The sequence below is a fragment of the Blastococcus sp. SYSU D00813 genome, from assembly GCF_054050735.1.
Window position 1 is genome coordinate 1 of record NZ_JBJGZX010000045.1, and the last position, 15,875, is coordinate 15,875.

At 75.7% G+C, this 15,875-nt stretch carries 17 protein-coding genes; 9 read left to right on the forward strand and 8 right to left on the reverse strand.

The genetic code is table 11. The annotated features are described in order from the left end of the window. Positions 1–302: 302 nt before the first annotated feature. Genes ACI8AX_RS21170 through ACI8AX_RS21180 form a run of 3 tightly spaced genes read right to left on the reverse strand, consistent with a single transcriptional unit; the run spans position 303 to position 2,277 of the window. Positions 303–998 carry a hypothetical protein gene (locus ACI8AX_RS21170; RefSeq protein WP_456551838.1) on the reverse strand — a complete coding sequence of 232 codons (696 nt, stop codon included), beginning with the start codon at positions 996–998 and terminating at the stop codon, positions 303–305. Further along, positions 995–1,918, reverse strand: a complete 924-nt coding sequence (locus tag ACI8AX_RS21175; protein ID WP_456551839.1) for an ABC transporter ATP-binding protein — start codon at positions 1,916–1,918, stop codon at positions 995–997. The genes ACI8AX_RS21170 and ACI8AX_RS21175 overlap by 4 nt, the downstream gene beginning before the upstream one ends. Continuing rightward, complete coding sequence (locus ACI8AX_RS21180; RefSeq protein ID WP_456551840.1) at positions 1,915–2,277, reverse strand: GntR family transcriptional regulator; 363 nt, start codon at positions 2,275–2,277, stop codon at positions 1,915–1,917. Before ACI8AX_RS21180 ends, ACI8AX_RS21175 begins: the two co-directional genes overlap by 4 nt. Positions 2,278–2,452: 175 nt before the next feature. Between ACI8AX_RS21180 and ACI8AX_RS21185 the strand changes: the two genes are divergently transcribed. The 7 genes from ACI8AX_RS21185 to allB are packed head-to-tail and all read left to right on the forward strand — an operon-like array spanning position 2,453 to position 8,147. Next, the gene (locus ACI8AX_RS21185; protein ID WP_456551841.1) at positions 2,453–2,755 is read left to right on the forward strand and encodes an urease subunit gamma; all 303 of its coding nucleotides are present in this window, start codon (positions 2,453–2,455) and stop codon (positions 2,753–2,755) included. Beyond that, complete coding sequence (locus ACI8AX_RS21190; RefSeq protein WP_456551842.1) at positions 2,752–3,054, forward strand: urease subunit beta; 303 nt, start codon at positions 2,752–2,754, stop codon at positions 3,052–3,054. The genes ACI8AX_RS21185 and ACI8AX_RS21190 overlap by 4 nt, the downstream gene beginning before the upstream one ends. Continuing rightward, positions 3,054–4,775 (forward strand): urease subunit alpha, encoded by a 1,722-nt coding sequence (locus ACI8AX_RS21195; protein ID WP_456551843.1) that lies wholly within the window; start codon positions 3,054–3,056, stop codon positions 4,773–4,775. Before ACI8AX_RS21190 ends, ACI8AX_RS21195 begins: the two co-directional genes overlap by 1 nt. A gap of 14 nt (positions 4,776–4,789) precedes the next feature. Beyond that, entirely contained in the window at positions 4,790–5,440 is a 651-nt protein-coding gene (locus tag ACI8AX_RS21200) for an urease accessory protein UreF (protein ID WP_456551844.1), read from the forward strand. A 12-nt stretch (positions 5,441–5,452) separates the two neighbouring features. Continuing rightward, positions 5,453–6,133: an urease accessory protein UreG gene (gene ureG, locus ACI8AX_RS21205; RefSeq protein ID WP_456551845.1), complete on the forward strand. Its 681-nt coding sequence runs from the start codon at positions 5,453–5,455 to the stop codon at positions 6,131–6,133. After that, the gene (locus tag ACI8AX_RS21210; RefSeq protein WP_456551846.1) at positions 6,130–6,834 is read left to right on the forward strand and encodes an urease accessory protein UreD; all 705 of its coding nucleotides are present in this window, start codon (positions 6,130–6,132) and stop codon (positions 6,832–6,834) included. The genes ureG and ACI8AX_RS21210 overlap by 4 nt, the downstream gene beginning before the upstream one ends. Next, the gene (gene allB / locus ACI8AX_RS21215; RefSeq protein ID WP_456551847.1) at positions 6,831–8,147 is read left to right on the forward strand and encodes an allantoinase AllB; all 1,317 of its coding nucleotides are present in this window, start codon (positions 6,831–6,833) and stop codon (positions 8,145–8,147) included. The genes ACI8AX_RS21210 and allB overlap by 4 nt, the downstream gene beginning before the upstream one ends. Position 8,148: 1 nt before the next feature. Here allB and ACI8AX_RS21220 read toward each other — a convergent pair whose 3' ends face one another. Then, complete coding sequence (locus ACI8AX_RS21220; RefSeq protein ID WP_456551848.1) at positions 8,149–8,310, reverse strand: hypothetical protein; 162 nt, start codon at positions 8,308–8,310, stop codon at positions 8,149–8,151. Positions 8,311–8,388: 78 nt separating this feature from the next. Between ACI8AX_RS21220 and alc the strand changes: the two genes are divergently transcribed. Beyond that, complete coding sequence (alc, locus tag ACI8AX_RS21225) at positions 8,389–9,381, forward strand: allantoicase (RefSeq protein ID WP_456551849.1); 993 nt, start codon at positions 8,389–8,391, stop codon at positions 9,379–9,381. Between the two features lie 55 nt (positions 9,382–9,436). Here the strand turns inward: alc and pucD are convergent, their stop codons facing one another. Genes pucD through ACI8AX_RS21240 form a run of 3 tightly spaced genes read right to left on the reverse strand, consistent with a single transcriptional unit; the run spans position 9,437 to position 13,144 of the window. Continuing rightward, on the reverse strand, positions 9,437–11,791 hold the full coding sequence (gene pucD / locus ACI8AX_RS21230; protein ID WP_456551850.1) for a xanthine dehydrogenase subunit D: 2,355 nt from the start codon (positions 11,789–11,791) through the stop codon (positions 9,437–9,439). Continuing rightward, complete coding sequence (locus ACI8AX_RS21235; protein ID WP_456551851.1) at positions 11,788–12,273, reverse strand: (2Fe-2S)-binding protein; 486 nt, start codon at positions 12,271–12,273, stop codon at positions 11,788–11,790. The genes pucD and ACI8AX_RS21235 overlap by 4 nt, the downstream gene beginning before the upstream one ends. Before the next feature lies 1 nt (position 12,274). Further along, positions 12,275–13,144, reverse strand: coding sequence for an FAD binding domain-containing protein (locus tag ACI8AX_RS21240; protein WP_456551852.1), 870 nt, complete (start codon positions 13,142–13,144; stop codon positions 12,275–12,277). Positions 13,145–13,291: 147 nt separating this feature from the next. On the opposite strand from ACI8AX_RS21240, the gene ACI8AX_RS21245 reads away from it, so the two are divergent. Further along, a complete protein-coding gene (locus ACI8AX_RS21245; protein WP_456551853.1) occupies positions 13,292–14,662 on the forward strand; it encodes an 8-oxoguanine deaminase in 1,371 nt (456 codons plus the stop codon). A gap of 57 nt (positions 14,663–14,719) precedes the next feature. Here ACI8AX_RS21245 and egtE read toward each other — a convergent pair whose 3' ends face one another. Continuing rightward, a complete protein-coding gene (gene egtE / locus ACI8AX_RS21250) occupies positions 14,720–15,844 on the reverse strand; it encodes an ergothioneine biosynthesis PLP-dependent enzyme EgtE (protein WP_456551854.1) in 1,125 nt (374 codons plus the stop codon). Positions 15,845–15,875: the final 31 nt, after the last annotated feature.

Here is a 15,875-nt window from a genome sequence, read left to right on the forward strand (position 1 = left end):
GGGGGTCGGGGGTGGGGGGGGGGGGGGGGGCCCGCCCCCCCCCCCCCCCCCCCCCCCCCCCCCCCCCCCCCCCCCCCCCGCCCCCCCCCCCCTTCTGCATTCCCCCACATTCCCCCACATTCCCCCACATTCCCCCACTCTCCATCGCGGCCGAGTGTGGGCGCCGGCGCGCGAGGGCGAGCCCTGCCCCTAGCGCGCACACGACTCTCCTCGACGGACGACGGACGGCGGGAGGAGGACACGGGCCCCCTTCCGTCATCCGTGACGGAAGGGGGCCCGTGTCCGAGGTGTGCGGGGGCGGGTCAGGGCACCGTGCGCCGGATGCCGCCCCAGCTGAGGCCGGCCAGGACGACGGCCAGCAGTGCCGGCAGGCCGGCGGCGAGCGTGCCCGCCGACCGGTCGCCCAGCCACGAGCCCAGGTCGCCCCAGGCCTCCAGCCAGGTCACCAGGACGGCGGCGGCGCCGAGGAGGACGACGGTCCCGACGATGAGCCCCCACATCCCCAGCTGGCCCCAGCGCTTCACGACCACGCCGATGCCGAGGCCGAGGAACGTCGCCGCCAGCATGGGGCCGCCGGACACGAGCACCTGGAGCGCAAAGTCGTCCACGTCCATGCCTGCAGGTGCCCAGAAGGCCAGGTCCACGCCCCAGCCGCCGGTGGCGCCCTCGATGGCGGTCAGCGTGGACAGCGCGATGCCGTAGTACAGCGACTGGGCGACCGCCACGAGCGCCGTCCCCAGGTAGAAGGTGCGGCGCGACAGGCTCATGCCCATCGCGAACGGCAGCAGCTGCGTCACCGCCTGCACGAAGACGACCAGGACGGTGATGTACAGCGAGGAGACGCCTCCGGTGATGGCGTTCTCCTGCTCGCCGGCGTCGGTGAGGGCGTACAGGGCGAGGTTGACGGCGAACGCGATGCCGGCGACCAGCCACGGGATGCCGATCATGACCAGCGGGTTGACCAGGTGCAGGCGGGCGGCGGTGAGCAGGCGGCTCATCGGGGGACCTCCTCGAGGGCCGTGGCGTCGAGTCCGGGGGCGGGCGACGCGGTCGCGGTGTGGCGGGCCAGCTCCACGACCAGTCGCTGCAGCGGGGTGTGCTCGGCCGTCAGCCCTCCGTCGAGCGCGGCGGCCTCGTCCGCGGGCCCGGCCACCCGCACCACCGCGCGGGCGGAGCCGCCGAGGACCTCCATCTGCAGGACCTCGCGGTCACGGCCGAAGGCCTCCACCGCGGTCCGCGGGCCCGAGACGGTCAGGGCGGCGGACCGGAGGGTCTCCGCGCTGTCGTCCAGCACCACGCGGCCGCGGTCGATGAGGACGACCCGCTCCAGCAGGTCGCCGATCTCCTCGATGAGGTGCGTGGAGAGGACGACGGTGCGGGGGTGCTCGGCGTAGTCGGCGAGCAGCCGGTCGTAGAACAGCTGCCGGGCCACGGCGTCGAGGCCCAGGTAGGGCTCGTCGAAGAGCGTCAGCGGAGCCCGGGACGCCAGCCCGATGACGATGCCGACCGCCGAGTTCATGCCCCGCGACAGCTTCTTGACGGGTCGCTTGCGGGGCAGCTCGAAGTCCGCCAGAAGGTGCTCGGCGAGGTCGGCGTCCCAGGAGGGGAACAGCCACGATGCCGCGGAGATCGCGTCACAGACGCGGAAGGCGTCGGGATAGCGCTGTCCCTCCTTGACGAAGCAGATGCCCGACAGCGCGGTGTCGTCCTCGAAGGGGGACCGGCCGAACACCTCCACGCGACCGCTCGTGGGCGTGCGGTGGCCGGCGAGCAGCTGCAGCAGCGTCGTCTTCCCGGCGCCGTTGCGGCCCAGCAGGCCGGTGATCGCGTCCTGCTCGAAGGCGGTGCTGACCCCCTGCAGTGCCGTGTGGCTGCGGAAGCGCATGGTCACGTCCTGCACGGCGGCGGCGGCGGTCATCGCTCGTCCTCCCAGCGGTCGATCATCGCGGCGAGCTCGCGGGTGGAGATGCCGAGCTTGGACGCCTCGGTCATCAGCGGTCGGACGTACTGGTCGGCGAACTCGCTGCGGCGGCGCTCGAGCAGCTGCTCGCGGGCGCCCGTGGCGACGAACATCCCGACTCCTCGTCTCTTGTAGAGGACCCCGTCGGCCACCAGCTGGTTCAGGCCCTTGGCGGCGGTGGCGGGGTTGATGCGGTGGAAGGCGGCCAGCTCGTTCGTCGAGGGCGCCTGGCTCTCCTCGGGGAGGGAACCGTCGACGATCGCCGTCTCGACGAGGTCGGCGACCTGCCGGAAGATCGGGCCGGCGTCCTCGTTCACCCGGTGCGCCGGCGGGCGGCCCGGGCGCCGAGGTGCCTGGGTTCATTACTCATGTAACGAACCATAGAGGGGGCCGGTCACCGGGAGCAAGGCCGGCTCGGGTGCCGGGCTGCAACACGGTTGTCACGAGCCGGTACTAGCGTCCGGGAGCCGTCGACGTCCGGAGGTCTCCCGCGTGCACCTGTCCCCGCACGAGCAGGAACGCCTGCTGCTCTCCTACGCAGCCGAGCTGGCGCGCCGCCGCCGGGCGCGGGGGTTGCGGCTCAACCTGCCGGAGGCGACGGCGATCATCACCGACCACGTGCTCGAGGGTGCCCGGGACGGCGTCCTGGTCGCCGAGCTCATGCAGTCCGGCCGCACGGTGCTGACCCGCGAGGACGTGATGGACGGCGTCCCCGAGCTGCTGGAGGAGGTGCAGGTGGAGGCGACCTTCCCGGACGGGACCAAGCTCGTGACCGTCCACCACCCCATCCCGTGATCCCGGGAGAGGTGATCCCGGCGGAGGGGGCCATCGAGACGCTGGAGGGCGCGCCGCGGGTCGAGCTCGAGGTCACCAACACCGGCGACCGGCCGGTCCAGGTCGGCTCGCACTTCCACTTCGCCCAGACCAACGCGGCGCTGCGCTTCGACCGGGGGACGGCGCACGGTCACCGGCTCGACATCGCCGCCGGGACCGCGGTCCGCTTCGAGCCCGGCATCACCCGCACGGTGACGCTCGTGCCACTGGCCGGCGCGCGCGTCGTCCCGGGCCTGACCAGCGAGGGAGGGCTCGGCTGATGGTGCGGCTGTCCCGCGAGCGCTACGCGCAGCTCTACGGCCCCACGACGGGCGACCGGATCCGGCTGGCCGACACCGACCTGCTCATCGAGGTCGAGGAGGACCGCTGCGGCGGCCCGGGCCGGGCCGGCGAGGAGGCCGTGTTCGGCGGCGGCAAGGTCATCCGCGAGTCGATGGGCCAGGGCCGGGCCACCCGCGCCGAGGGCGCCCCCGACCTGGTGATCACCGGGGCGGTGGTCCTGGACCACTGGGGCGTCGTCAAGGCCGACGTCGGCATCCGCGACGGCCGGGTCGTCGCGCTGGGCAAGGCCGGCAACCCGGACACGATGGACGGCGTCCACCCCGACCTGGTCATCGGGCCGGGCACCGAGGTGCTGGCCGGCAACGGGCGGATCCTCACCGCGGGCGGGATCGACTGCCACGTGCACTTCATCTGCCCGCAGATCGTGCCGACGGCGCTCGGCTCGGGCGTGACCACGCTCATCGGCGGCGGCACCGGTCCGGCCGAGGGGTCCAAGGCCACGACCATCACCCCGGGCGACTGGTACCTGGCCCGGATGCTGGAGGCGATGGACCCACTGCCGGTCAACGTGGCGCTGCTCGGCAAGGGCAACACCGTGTCGCGGGCGTCGCTGGTCGAGCAGCTCCGGGCCGGCGCCAGCGGGTTCAAGCTGCACGAGGACTGGGGGTCGACCCCCGCCGCCATCGACGCGTGCCTCACCGTCGCGGGCGAGCACGGCGTCCCCGTGGCCCTGCACTCCGACACCCTCAACGAGGCCGGCTTCGTCGAGGACACCCTGGCCGCGATCGCCGGCCGCAGCATCCACGCGTACCACACCGAGGGTGCCGGGGGCGGGCACGCGCCGGACATCATCACGGTCGCCGGGCACCCCAACGTGCTGCCCAGCAGCACCAACCCGACCCGGCCGCACACGGTCAACACGCTCGACGAGCACCTCGACATGCTCATGGTCTGCCACCACCTCGACAGCTCCGTGCCCGAGGACCTGGCCTTCGCCGAGAGCCGGATCCGGCCGACCACGATCGCCGCCGAGGACCTCCTGCACGACATCGGCGCCATCTCGATGATTGGCTCCGACGCCCAGGCGATGGGCCGGGTCGGCGAGGTGGTGATGCGGACCTGGCAGACCGCGCACGTGATGAAGCGCAAGCGCGGGTCGCTGGCCGGCGACGGCCCGGCGGACAACCTGCGGGCCCGCCGGTACGTCGCCAAGTACACGATCTGCCCGGCGGTGGCGCACGGCATCGACGGCGAGGTCGGCTCCGTGGAGCCGGGCAAGCTCGCCGACCTGGTGCTGTGGGACCCGGGGCTGTTCGGCGTCCGGCCGCACGCCGTCCTCAAGGGCGGGATGATCGCCTGGGCGCAGATGGGCGACGCGAACGCCTCCATCCCGACGCCGCAGCCGGTGCTGCCGCGGCCGATGTTCGGCGCCTACGGACGGGTGCCCGCGCAGACCTCCCTGCACTTCGTGGCCCCGGCGGCGCTCGAGGCGGGACTGGCCGACCGGCTCGCGGTCGACCGGCGGCTCGCCGCGGTCACCGACACCAGCCGGCTGACCAAGGCCCACATGCCGGAGAACACCGCGCTGCCGGACATCCGCGTCGACCCTGACACCTTCACGGTCACGGTGGACGGCGAGGTGTGGGAGCCCGAGCCGGTGGGCGAGCTGCCCATGGCCCAGCGGTACTTCCTCTTCTAGGGGGCGCCTCCCTCATGTCCTCAGCGCTCCTCACGCTGGCCGACTCCCGGCTGCCAGCCGGCGGGCACACCCACTCCGGCGGGGTCGAGCAGGCGATCGCGGCCGGGTACGTGCACGACCCCGCGTCGCTGGCCGCCTTCCTGCTGCGCCGCCTGCAGACGGCGGGGGCGGTGGCCGCCGGCCTGGCGGCGGCCGCGTGCCGGCCCGACGCCGACCTGGCCCGGCTCGACGCCGAGGCCGACGCCCGGACGCCGTCCCCGGCGCTGCGGGCCGCCTCCCGGCAGCAGGGCCGCGGCCTCGTCCGGGTCGGCCGGCGGGCCTGGCCCTCGCCGCTGTGGGACGCGCTGCCGACCGCACCGCACCACCCCGTCGCGCTCGGCGTCGCCGCCGCGGCCGGCGGGCTGACGGACGGCGACGCCGCCGCGGCCGCCGCCTACCTGTCCATCAGCGGGCCGGCCACCGCGGCGCAGCGGCTGCTGGCCATGGACCCGCTGACCGTCGCCGCCATCACCGCACGGCTCTCGCCCGAGGTGGACGCCGTCGCGGCGAGGAGCGCTTCCCGCGCGAGAGGTCCTCGCGCCGATCTGCCGGCCGACACCGACCCGCTGCTGGACCTCCTGGCCGAGGTCCACACCGTCCGCAGCGACCGCTACTTCGCCTCATGAGAAGGAGTCCCCGTGCCGCCTGACCACAACCTCACCGACTACGTCGACCCCTACGAGCACGGGCACCGCCACGGCGGCCCGCTGCGGGTCGGCCTCGGCGGTCCCGTGGGCTCCGGGAAGACCGCGCTGGCCGCGGCGCTGTGCCGCACGCTGGGCGCCGAGTACGACCTCGCCGTCGTCACCAACGACATCTACACGACCGAGGACGCCGACTTCCTGCGCCGCAACGCCGTCCTCCCGGACGACCGGATCGAGGCGGTGCAGACCGGCTGCTGCCCGCACACCGCGATCCGCGACGACATCACCGCCAACCTCGACGCCGTGGAGCTGCTCGAGGCGCGTCACCCCGGGCTCGAGCTGGTGCTGGTCGAGTCCGGCGGCGACAACCTGACCGCGAGTTTCAGCTACGGCCTGGTCGACGTGCAGGTCTTCGTCATCGACGTCGCCGGCGGGGACAAGGTGCCGCGCAAGGGCGGGCCGGGTGTCACCGCCAGCGACCTGCTCGTGGTGAACAAGACCGACCTCGCGCCGCTGGTGGGCGCCGACCTGGACGTGATGCGCCGGGACTCGGCCGTGGTGCGCGGGGACAAGCCGACGCTGCTGATCTCGCTGCGCGAGGACCCGACGGCGGCCGAGGTGGCCGAGTGGGTGCGCGAGCAGGTGCGGGCGCGGGCCGCGTTGCAGTCGGCGTGATCACCCGGGTCGAGGTGGTCGCCCGGGCCGGGCCGGGCGGCCGCACCGTGCTGCCGGTCGTGCGGGCCAGCGGTCAGCTCGCCGTCCGGCGGACCGGCCCGGCGAGCGTGCACCTGGTGGCCACGGCGTTCGGCCCGCTCGGCGGGGACGACGCGGAGGTGTCCCTCGTGGTGGAGGAGGGCGCACGGCTGGCGGTGCACTCGGTCGCGGCGGCGGTCGCCCTCCCGGCGCGGGAGGGGGAGGCGCCGTCGGTGCAGCGGGTGCACGCCGTCGTCGCCGGGTCGCTGGTGCTGGCGCCCGAGCCGACGGTCGTCGCCGCGGGTGCCCACCACCGCGCCGAGCTGGTCGCCGAGCTGACCGGGGGCGCGACGCTGGTGGCGGCCGAGCGGGTGCTGCTCGGCCGCACCGGCGAGGAGCCCGGCCGCTGGACCGGCAGCACCCGCGTCGAGCGGGCCGGCGTCCCGCTGCTGCACACCACGGTCGGGCTGGGGCCGGGCGCGCCCGGCTGGCTGCCGCCCGTGGCGCCGCGCGCCTACGCCGCGACGGTGTCGCTGGGCGAGCCGCTGCCGGTCGCCACGGGGGACGATGCGGTCCGGCTGCCGCTGGACGGCGGCTGGTCGGCCACCGCCTGGGGCAGCGAGCTGCACCGGGTGGAGCGGGCGCTGACGGCGCTGGCCGGCGGGGGCGAGGAGGTGGCGTGAGTTCCCTGGTGGTGCGGGCGCGGCGGGTGGTGCTGCCCGACGGCGAGCGGGCCGCGGCGGTGCACGTCGTCGACGGCGTTGTCGCGGCGGTGACCGGCTACGACGACGCGCCCGCCGGCACGGTCACCCTCGCCGACGACGAGGTGCTGCTGCCTGGGCTGGTCGACAGCCACGTGCACGTCAACGAGCCCGGCCGCACCGAGTGGGAGGGCTTCGCCACCGCGACCCGCGCCGCGGCCGCCGGCGGGGTCACCACGATCGTGGACATGCCGCTCAACTCCGTGCCGGCCACGACGACGCTCGAGGCGTTGCACGTGAAACGGGAGGTGGCCGAGGGGCAGGTGGCGGTCGACGTCGCCTTCTGGGGCGGCGCGGTGCCCGGAAACCTCGACCAGCTGCGGCCGTTGCACGAGGCCGGCGTCGTCGGGTTCAAGTGCTTCCTGCTCGATTCCGGCGTCCCGGAGTTCCCGCCGCTGGACGACGCCGGGCTGCGTGCTGCGCTCGCCGAGCTCGCCGCCCTCGACGCACTGCTGATCGCGCACGCCGAGGACGCCGAGGTCGTCGCCGCCGCCCCCGAGCCGGCCGGCGCCAGCTATGCCGCGTTCCTCGCCTCGCGCCCGACCGCCGCCGAGGAGACCGCCATCGGCCGGCTGGTGGCCGCCACCCGGGACACCGGCGGGCGCAGCCACGTCGTCCACCTGGCCGACGCCGACGCCCTGCCGCTGCTGCGCGCCGCCCGCGCCGAGGGCGTGCGGATCACCGTCGAGACCTGCCCGCACTACCTGACCTTCGCCGCCGAGGACGTGCCCGACGGCGACACCGCCTACAAGTGCTGCCCGCCGATCCGCGAGGTGTGGCACCGCGAGGCGCTGTGGGCGGCGCTGACCGACGGCGACGTCGACCTGGTGGTCAGCGACCACTCGCCCTGCACCCCGGAGCTCAAGCGGCTCGACGTGGGCGACTTCGGGCTGGCGTGGGGCGGCATCGCGTCGCTGCAGGTGGCGTTGCCGGCGGTGTGGAGCGGCGCGCGGGCCCGCGGGGTGCCGCTGGCGCGGGTGGTGGAGTGGATGTCGGCGGCGCCGGCCCGCCAGGCCGGGCTGCCGGGCAAGGGGGCGATCGCCGTCGGGAAGGACGCCGACCTGGTCGCCTTCGCCCCCGAGGAGCGCTGGACCGTGGACCGGTTGCTGCACCGCAACCCGGTGACCCCCTACGCCGGGCGCGAGCTCACCGGCCTCGTCCGGCGGACCTGGGTGCGCGGCCGGGACGCCGACGGGAGCCCGCTCGGCCGCCTGCTCAGCCGAGGGGTCCGGTGACTCAGCCCGACTGCTCGCCCTCCTCGCGGGCGGCGTCGTCGAGGACCTGCGGGTCGTCGCGGACCCCGCCGGCGGGGTCAGCGTTGCCGAGGGCGGTCTCGGCGGGCAGCTGCTCGACGTGCTGGCGGGCCCGCTCGCGCAGGTCGTCGGTGGGTTCGGACACGGTTCCTCCCGGGGGTCGTCGGACGCCGCTGCCCTACCCTCGCCGCCGCAGCGGAACCCGATCCGACCGAGGAGCACCGTGACCGACCCGTTCGGCCTGCCCGACCTCGCCAGCCGGGCCCTCGGCGGGGCCGTCGTCCTCGCGAACGACGAGTTCTTCGCCGCCAAGGAGAACCTGATCGTCCCCGGGCCGGCGCAGGCCCGGGCCGAGTTCGGGCACCGCGGCAAGGAGTACGACGGCTGGGAGACCCGCCGACACCGGGAGCCGGGCAGCGACTGGGCGGTCGTGCGGCTGGGCGCGCCCGGGGTGGTCAGCGGCGTCGTGATCGACACCGCGTACTTCCTCGGCAACTACCCGCCGCGGGCGTCGGTGGAGGGCGCGGTCGTCGAGGGGTACCCGCCGGCGGCCGAGCTGGCCGCGGCCGACTGGTCCCCCCTGCTGCCGCTGTCGGACCTGGCCGGCGGCACCCCGAACGCCTTCCCCGTCGCGCCGGCGCCGCGGGTGACCCACGTGCGGCTGACCATCCACCCCGACGGCGGCGTGGCCCGGTTCCGGGTGCACGGCAGCGTCGTCCCGGACCCGCAGCTGCTCGACGCGGGGCCGTGCGACCTCGCCGCGCTGGAGAACGGCGGGCTGGTCACGGGGGTCAGCAACGCCTTCTACGGCACCCCGCACCAGCTGCTCGGCCGCGGCGTGGCCCGGTCGATGGGCGAGGGCTGGGAGACCGCCCGCCGCCGCGACGACGGCAACGACTGGGTCGACGTCGCCCTGGCCTGCGAGGGCGTGGTGACCCTGGCCGAGCTCGACACCTCGTACTTCCTCGGCAACGCCCCGGGCGCGGCGTCCCTCACCGGCACCACCGCGGACGGCGGCCGGGTCGAGCTGCTCCCCCGCACGCCGCTGCAGCCCGACACCCGGCACCGGTTCGTCCTGCCCGGCGCTGCCGCCGTGACGGGCGTGCGGCTGGACGTGTTCCCCGACGGCGGCATGGCCCGGCTGCGGCTGTGGGGCCGCCCGACCGACACCGGCCGGGCCGCCCTGCAGCGGCGCTGGCGGGAGACCGCCCGCTGAGCGTGTGCGCCGAGGCCGCGTTCCCGAGCCCGGAACGCGGTGTGAGCGCACACGCTCAGGTGCCGCAGATGTGCTCCGGGCGGACGGGGACACGGGTGAGCGGCAGGCCGGTCGCCTGTCGGACGGCCGCCAGCACCGCAGGCCCGGACGAGATGTTCGGCGCCTCCCCGACCCCGCGCAGCCCGTAGGGCGCGTGCGGGTCGGCGTACTCCAGCACCTCGATCCGCATCGGCGGCATGTCCAGGATGGTGGGGATCAGGTAGTCGGTGAACGACGGGTTCTGCACCCGCCCGTCGCGGACGAGGATCTCCTCCATCACGGCGAGCCCGAGCCCCTGCGCCGTCCCGCCCTGGATCTGACCGATCACGGCCTGCGGGTTGACGGCCTTGCCGACGTCCTGGGTGCAGGCCATCTCCACGACCTTGACCAGGCCCAGCTCGGTGTCGACGTCGACCACCGCCCGGTGGGCGGAGAACGCGTACTGCACGTGCGCGAACCCCTGCCCGGTCTCGGGGTCGATCGGCCGGGTGGGCCGGTGCCGCCACTCGAGCGTCTCCTCGACCGCGTCGTCGCCGAGCAGCTCGGCCAGCGGCAGCTCCAGCCCCTCGGCCACCACGGCGCCGTCGAAGAGCCGCAGCTCGCCGGCCGGTCGGCCGGTCAGGACCGCGGCCCGCTCCAGCAGCCGGCCGCGCACGGCCTCGCAGGCGGCCTTGACCGCGCCGCCGGTGACGTACGTCTGCCGGGACGCGGAGGTCGACCCGGCGGAGCCGACGCCGGTGTCCTTGGGGTGGACGACGACCCGGTCGACGCCGAGCTCGGTGCGGGCGATCTGCTGCTCGACGGTCACCAGCCCCTGCCCGACCTCGGCGGCGGCGGTGTGCACGGTGACGACGGGCTCCCCGCCGGCCACCTCGATCCGCACCCGTGCCGTCGAGTGGTCGTCGAACCCCTCGGAGAAGGCGACGTTCTTGTAGGCGACCGCGTAGCCGACGCCGCGGCGCACGCCCTCGCCGTGGGTGGTGTTGGAGACCCCGCCGGGCATGTGCCGCAGGTCTTCCGGGGCCGGGGCCGGCAGCGGCATGGCCTCCAGCCGGCGCAGCAGCTCGACCACCGGCGCCGCGCTGTCGACCACCTGCCCGTTGGGGGTGACCGAGCCCTCCTGCATGGCGTTGCGGCAGCGCAGCTCGACCGGGTCCATGCCGAGCTCGGCGGCCAGCGCGTCCATCTGCGACTCGTAGGCGAACGCCGTCTGCACCGACCCGAAGCCGCGCATCGCGCCGCACGGCGGGTTGTTCGTGTAGGCGCCGTAGCAGTCGACGTGCACGTGCGGGACGACGTAGGGGCCGATGCCCATCGTGCCGGCGTTGCCGACCACCGCGGGCGTGCTGGAGGCGTAGGCGCCGCCGTCCAGGTAGATCTCGGCCTTCACGTAGACCAGCTGCCCGTCGCGGGTGGCGCCGTGCTCGTAGCGCATCGTCGCCGGGTGCCGGTGCACGTGCCCGAAGAACGACTCCTCGCGGTTGTACGACATCTTCACCGGCCGGCCGGTGCGCATCGCCAGCAGGCAGGCGTGCACGTGCATCGACAGGTCCTCGCGGCCGCCGAACGCGCCGCCGACGCCGGCCAGCGTGAGCCGCACCCGCTCCGGCGGCAGGCCCAGCGCCGAGCAGATCTGCCGTTGGTCGACGTGCAGCCACTGGGTCGCCACGTACAGCTCGACGCCGCCGTCCTCGGCCGGCACGGCCAACCCGGACTCCGGGCCGAGGAAGGCCTGGTCCTGCATGCCGACCTGGTACTCGTTCACCACCACGACGTCCGCGGCCGGCGACGGGTCGCCCTTGCGGATCTTCAGGTGGCGGACGAGGTTGCCCTCCGGGTGCAGGTGCGCGCTCTCCCGGCTGAGCTCGGTGACCGGGGCGTCGTCCTCGTGCACGGCGTTCCAGCGGGGGTGGCCGAGCGCGGCGATCGCATCGGTGACCGGCTCCCACACCTCGTAGTCGACGACGATCCGCGCCGCCGCCGCGCGGGCGACCTCGGGGTGGTCGGCGGCCACCAGCGCCACCGGCTCGCCCTGGTAGCGGACGACGTCGACCGCCAGGACCGGCTGGTCGGCCAGCTCCAGGCCGTAGACCTTCGAGCCGGGGACGTCGTCGGAGGTGAGGACGGCGTGCACGCCCGGGACGGCGAGCGCCGGGCCGACGTCGATCGAGCGGATGCGGGCGTACGGGTGGGGGCTGCGCAGGGTGACGCCCCAGAGCATGTCCTCCATCCACAGGTCGCTGCCGTAGGCGAACTCGCCGCGGACCTTGAGGGTGCCGTCGGGGCGCTGGGCGTCGTCGCCCACGCCGCCGCTGCCCGGGCCGGTGAGGTGGCCGGGCGCGCCGGCGGGGGTGCGGGCCGGGGCGCTCATCGGGCGGCCATCCGCTGCGCCGCCAGCCGCACGGCGTCGAGGATCTTCTCGTAGCCGGTGCAGCGGCACAGGTTGCCCGCCAGGGCCTCGCGGATCTCCGCGTCGGCCGGTGGGCCGCCGCTCTCGGCCAGCGACCGGGTGACCAGCTCGTCGGTGGCCACCAGCAGCCCGGGCGTGCAGAAGCCGCACTGCACCGCACCGGCGTCGAGGAAGGCCTGCTGGACCGGGTGCAGCTCCTCCTCGGTGGCCATGCCCTCGACCGTGCCGACCTCGCGGCCCTCGGCCTGCCCGGCGGCGACCAGGCAGGAGCACACCGGCACGCCGTCGAGGTAGACCGTGCAGGAGCCGCACTCGCCCTGCTCGCAGGCGTTCTTCGAGCCGGGCAGGCCCATCCGCTCGCGGAGGACGTAGAGCAGGCTCTCGCCCTCCCACACGTCGTCCACCTGCTGGACGCTGCCGTTGACGGTGCAGGTCAGGCGCATGTCAGGCCTCCTTCGCGGTGCGGTACTCGGCCCACGCCCAGGTCAACGCACGGCGGGCCATGACCGAGAGGGCGTGGACGCGGTAGGCGGCGGTGCCGCGGACGTCGTCGATCGGGGCGGCGGCCTCGGCGACCAGCTCGCCGAAGCGGGTCGCGGTGGCGGCCGGCAGCTCCGCGCGGGACCCCCACAGGTCGGCCAGCTCCCCGGCCAGGAACTCCTCGGCGGCGGTCGCGCGCCGCGGGGTCGGCGCGGCCGAGCCGATGCCGGTGCCGACGGCGCCGCGGTCGGGGTGCAGCGCGAGCCCGAAGGCGGCGACGGCGATCACCATCGCGTTGCGGGTCCCGATCTTGCTGTACTGCTGCGGGCCGGCCGGCGGGCGCACCCGCACGGCGGCGATGAGCTCGTCGGGCGCCAGCGCCGACCGCTTCACGCCGGTGAAGAACCCGGTGACCGGGATGCGGCGGGTGCCCCGGGTCGACGCCACCTCGACCTCGGCGTCGGCCGCGAGCAGCGCCGGGTGCGCGTCGCCGGCGGGGGAGGCGGTGGCGAGGTTGCCGCCGACGGTGCCGCGGTTGCGGATCTGCGGCGAGCCGATCGTCCGGGCGGCCATGGCCAGGCCGGGCAGCCGGTCGCCGAGCTCGGCGATGACCCGCGCGTACGGCACGCCGGCGCCCAGGCGGACGACGCCGTCCTCGGTGTCCCACTCCTGCAGCTCGCGGACCCGGGTCAGGTCGAGCAGCGCGGGCGGCCGCAGCCGGCCGAAGTTCACCGCGACCATCACGTCGGTGCCGCCGGCGATCGGCACGGCCTCCGGTTCGGCCGCCCTCGCCTCCAGCGCCTCTGCCCAGGTGGTGGGCTGCAGGAACCGCATGCGTCCCCTTCCGTCCTCCGGGCGCCGCTGTCGGTGTCGTGGTGGCCCCGGGGGCGGCCACGGTAGCCCCGGGGTGTCACGAGGAGGTTGCACACCGGCGCGCGGCGACTCGCCGCCGTCACACGCGTGTGGGCAGGATCCGGCCCCATGGAGACCGCCGACCTGCTGGTGCACGACGCCGAGCTGCTGGCCACCGTCGACGACGCCCGCCGCGAGGTCGCCGGCGGCTGGGTGGCGGTGACCGGCGGGGTGGTGAGCGGCATCGGCGGCCCGGGCGACCCCCGCCCGCCCGCCGTCCGCACCGTCGACGCGCGCGGCTGCCTGGTGACGCCGGGCCTGGTCAACACCCACCACCACCTGTACCAGAACCTCACCCGCGCCTACGCGCCCGCGCTGACCGGCGGGCTGTTCGACTGGCTGGTGACCCTCTACCCGCTGTGGGCGCGGCTGGACGAGGAGGCGGCCTACGTCTCGGCCTACGTCGGGCTGACCGAGCTGGCGCTGTCGGGCTGCACGACCTCGACCGACCACCTGTACGTGCACCCCCGCGGCGGCGGGGACCTGGTCTCGGCGGAGGTCGCGGCGGCGCGCGACCTGGGCGTGCGGTCGCACTTCACCCGCGGCTCCATGTCGCTGTCGGAGAAGGACGGCGGGCTGCCGCCGGACTCCGTCGTCCAGGACGACGACGAGGTCCTGGCCGACTCCGAGCGCCTGGTGGCGGCCCACCACGACCGCTCGCCCACCGCGCTGACCCGGATCGCGCTCGCGCCGTGCTCCCCGTTCAGCGTGTCGACGCAGCTGATGACCCGGACGGCGGAGCTGGCCGAGCGGCTCGACGTCCGGCTGCACACCCACCTGTGCGAGACGCGGGACGAGGACGCGTTCTGCCTGGAGACCTTCGGCCGCCGGCCGGTCGACTACCTGACCGACGTGGGCTGGCTGTCGGACCGGGTGTGGCTGGCGCACGTCGTCTGGCCCTCGGCCGACGAGGTGGGGCGGCTGGGCGCGGCGCGGGTCGGGGCGGCGCACTGCCCGTCGTCCAACATGGTCCTGGGCTCGGGACTGGCCCCGGTCGCCGAGCTTCGGGCCGCCGGCGCCCCGGTGGGGCTGGGCGTGGACGGGTCGTCGTCGGCGGACTCGGCGTCGCTGTGGCTGGAGGCCCGGACGGCGATGCTGCAGGGCAAGCTGCGGCACGGCGCCGGCTCGTTCTCCGCCCGCGACGCGCTGGAGGTCGCGACCCGCGGCGGGGCGGCCTGCCTGGGCCGCGCCGGGGAGATCGGGCAGCTGTCGGTCGGGGCGTGCGGCGACCTGGTGGTGTGGCCGCTGTCCGGGGTCGCGTTCGCCGGGGCGCTGTCGGACCCGGTGGAGGCGTGGCTGCGCTGCGGTCCGGTGGCGGCGCGGCACACCGTCGTCGGCGGGCGGTTCGTGGTCGAGGACGGCGTCCCGGTGCACCCCGGCCTGGACGAGCAGCTCGCCGTCCACCGCCGCGTCTCGGCCCGCCTCCAGGCCCCCCTCTAGGGACTTTCGCGCGCGAAGTGCTCCCGGGACCGGGGGACTTTCGCGCGCGAAGTGCTCTCAGAGGGCGGCGGCGAGGGCCTCCAGGTCGTCGAGGGCGGCGTCGACGTGCGGGGAGACCCGCAGCACCGGGCCGGTCATCTCACCGGGGGCCCGCTCGACGCCGATGGCGGTGGTCACGATGCCCTGGTCGTTCAGCAGCCGGGCGCGGGTCGCGACGACGTCGACGCCGTCCGGGGGCCGCAGGGTGGTGGTCGCCGTCGGCTCGTCGAGCGGCTCGACCACCCGCCACCCGGCCGCGCCGTCCAGGACCTCCCGGCCGGCCCGCCCCAGGGCCGCCAGCCGCTGCCGCACCCGGTCCGGCCCGGCGGCGAGGTGCTCGCCGACCGCGAGCACCAGGCCCACCCGCCCGGCCACGTGCGCCTCACCCGACTCGAACGCGCGCATCGGCGGCAGGTCCGCCGGGGCGGCCAGCACCGGGGTCAGCTGCCGGGCCAGCGCCGGCCGCACGCAGAGGAACCCGACGCCGCGCGGCCCGGCGAGCCACTTGCGCGAGGTGCCGTAGGCGGCGTCGGCGCCCAGGTCTGTGTCGACCTGGCCGAGCGACTGCGCGGTGTCGAGCACCAGCGGCACCCCGGCGGCGCGGCACAGCGCCGCGATCTCCGGCGCCGGCTGGACGACGCCGCGGTGGCTGGCCACGTGCGTGAGGTGCACCGCCGCCGGCGGGTCGCCGGCCAGCATCCGCTCGACCTCCTCCGGGACGGCGCGGCCGTCGCCGTCCACCGGCAGCGGCACCGGGGTCAGGCCGGCGGCGCGGAGCATGGCGGCGTTGGGGGCGTACTCACCGGGGAGGACGGCGACCCGGCTGCCCGCGGGGAGGCGCCAGCCGGCCAGCAGGGTGCTCAGCGCGTGCTGCGCCGACTCCACGAACGCGAGGTCGGCCGCGGCCATCCCGACCAGGCCGGCGAGCACCGAGCGGCCCTGCTGGAGGAGGTCCTGCGCGGCCGCCTCGGCGACGTACCCGCCCAGCTCGGCCTCGTGGCGCGCGTGGTGGGCGACGGCCTCCAGCACGCGGTTGCTCTGCCGGCTGCAGGCCGCGGTGTCCAGGTGCCGGCCGGCGGGGCGGGGCCGGGCGGCCCGCCAGGCGGCGCCGAGGTCCTCGTGCGGGAGTGCGGTCGTGCTCACCGGCGTCACGCTAGGCGAGCCCCCCGGCGCG

What these genes read in the sequence shown, in the direction of transcription:
- ACI8AX_RS21170 (WP_456551838.1), bottom strand. Translation starts at nt 998, where the DNA reads ATGAGCCGCCTGCTCACCGCCGCCCGCCTGCACCTGGTCAACCCGCTG.
- ACI8AX_RS21175 (WP_456551839.1), bottom strand. Translation starts at nt 1,918, where the DNA reads ATGACCGCCGCCGCCGCCGTGCAGGACGTGACCATGCGCTTCCGCAGC.
- ACI8AX_RS21195 (WP_456551843.1), top strand. Translation starts at nt 3,054, where the DNA reads ATGGTGCGGCTGTCCCGCGAGCGCTACGCGCAGCTCTACGGCCCCACG.
- ACI8AX_RS21200 (WP_456551844.1), top strand. Translation starts at nt 4,790, where the DNA reads ATGTCCTCAGCGCTCCTCACGCTGGCCGACTCCCGGCTGCCAGCCGGC.
- pucD (WP_456551850.1), bottom strand. Translation starts at nt 11,791, where the DNA reads ATGAGCGCCCCGGCCCGCACCCCCGCCGGCGCGCCCGGCCACCTCACC.
- ACI8AX_RS21235 (WP_456551851.1), bottom strand. Translation starts at nt 12,273, where the DNA reads ATGCGCCTGACCTGCACCGTCAACGGCAGCGTCCAGCAGGTGGACGAC.
- ACI8AX_RS21240 (WP_456551852.1), bottom strand. Translation starts at nt 13,144, where the DNA reads ATGCGGTTCCTGCAGCCCACCACCTGGGCAGAGGCGCTGGAGGCGAGG.
- ACI8AX_RS21245 (WP_456551853.1), top strand. Translation starts at nt 13,292, where the DNA reads ATGGAGACCGCCGACCTGCTGGTGCACGACGCCGAGCTGCTGGCCACC.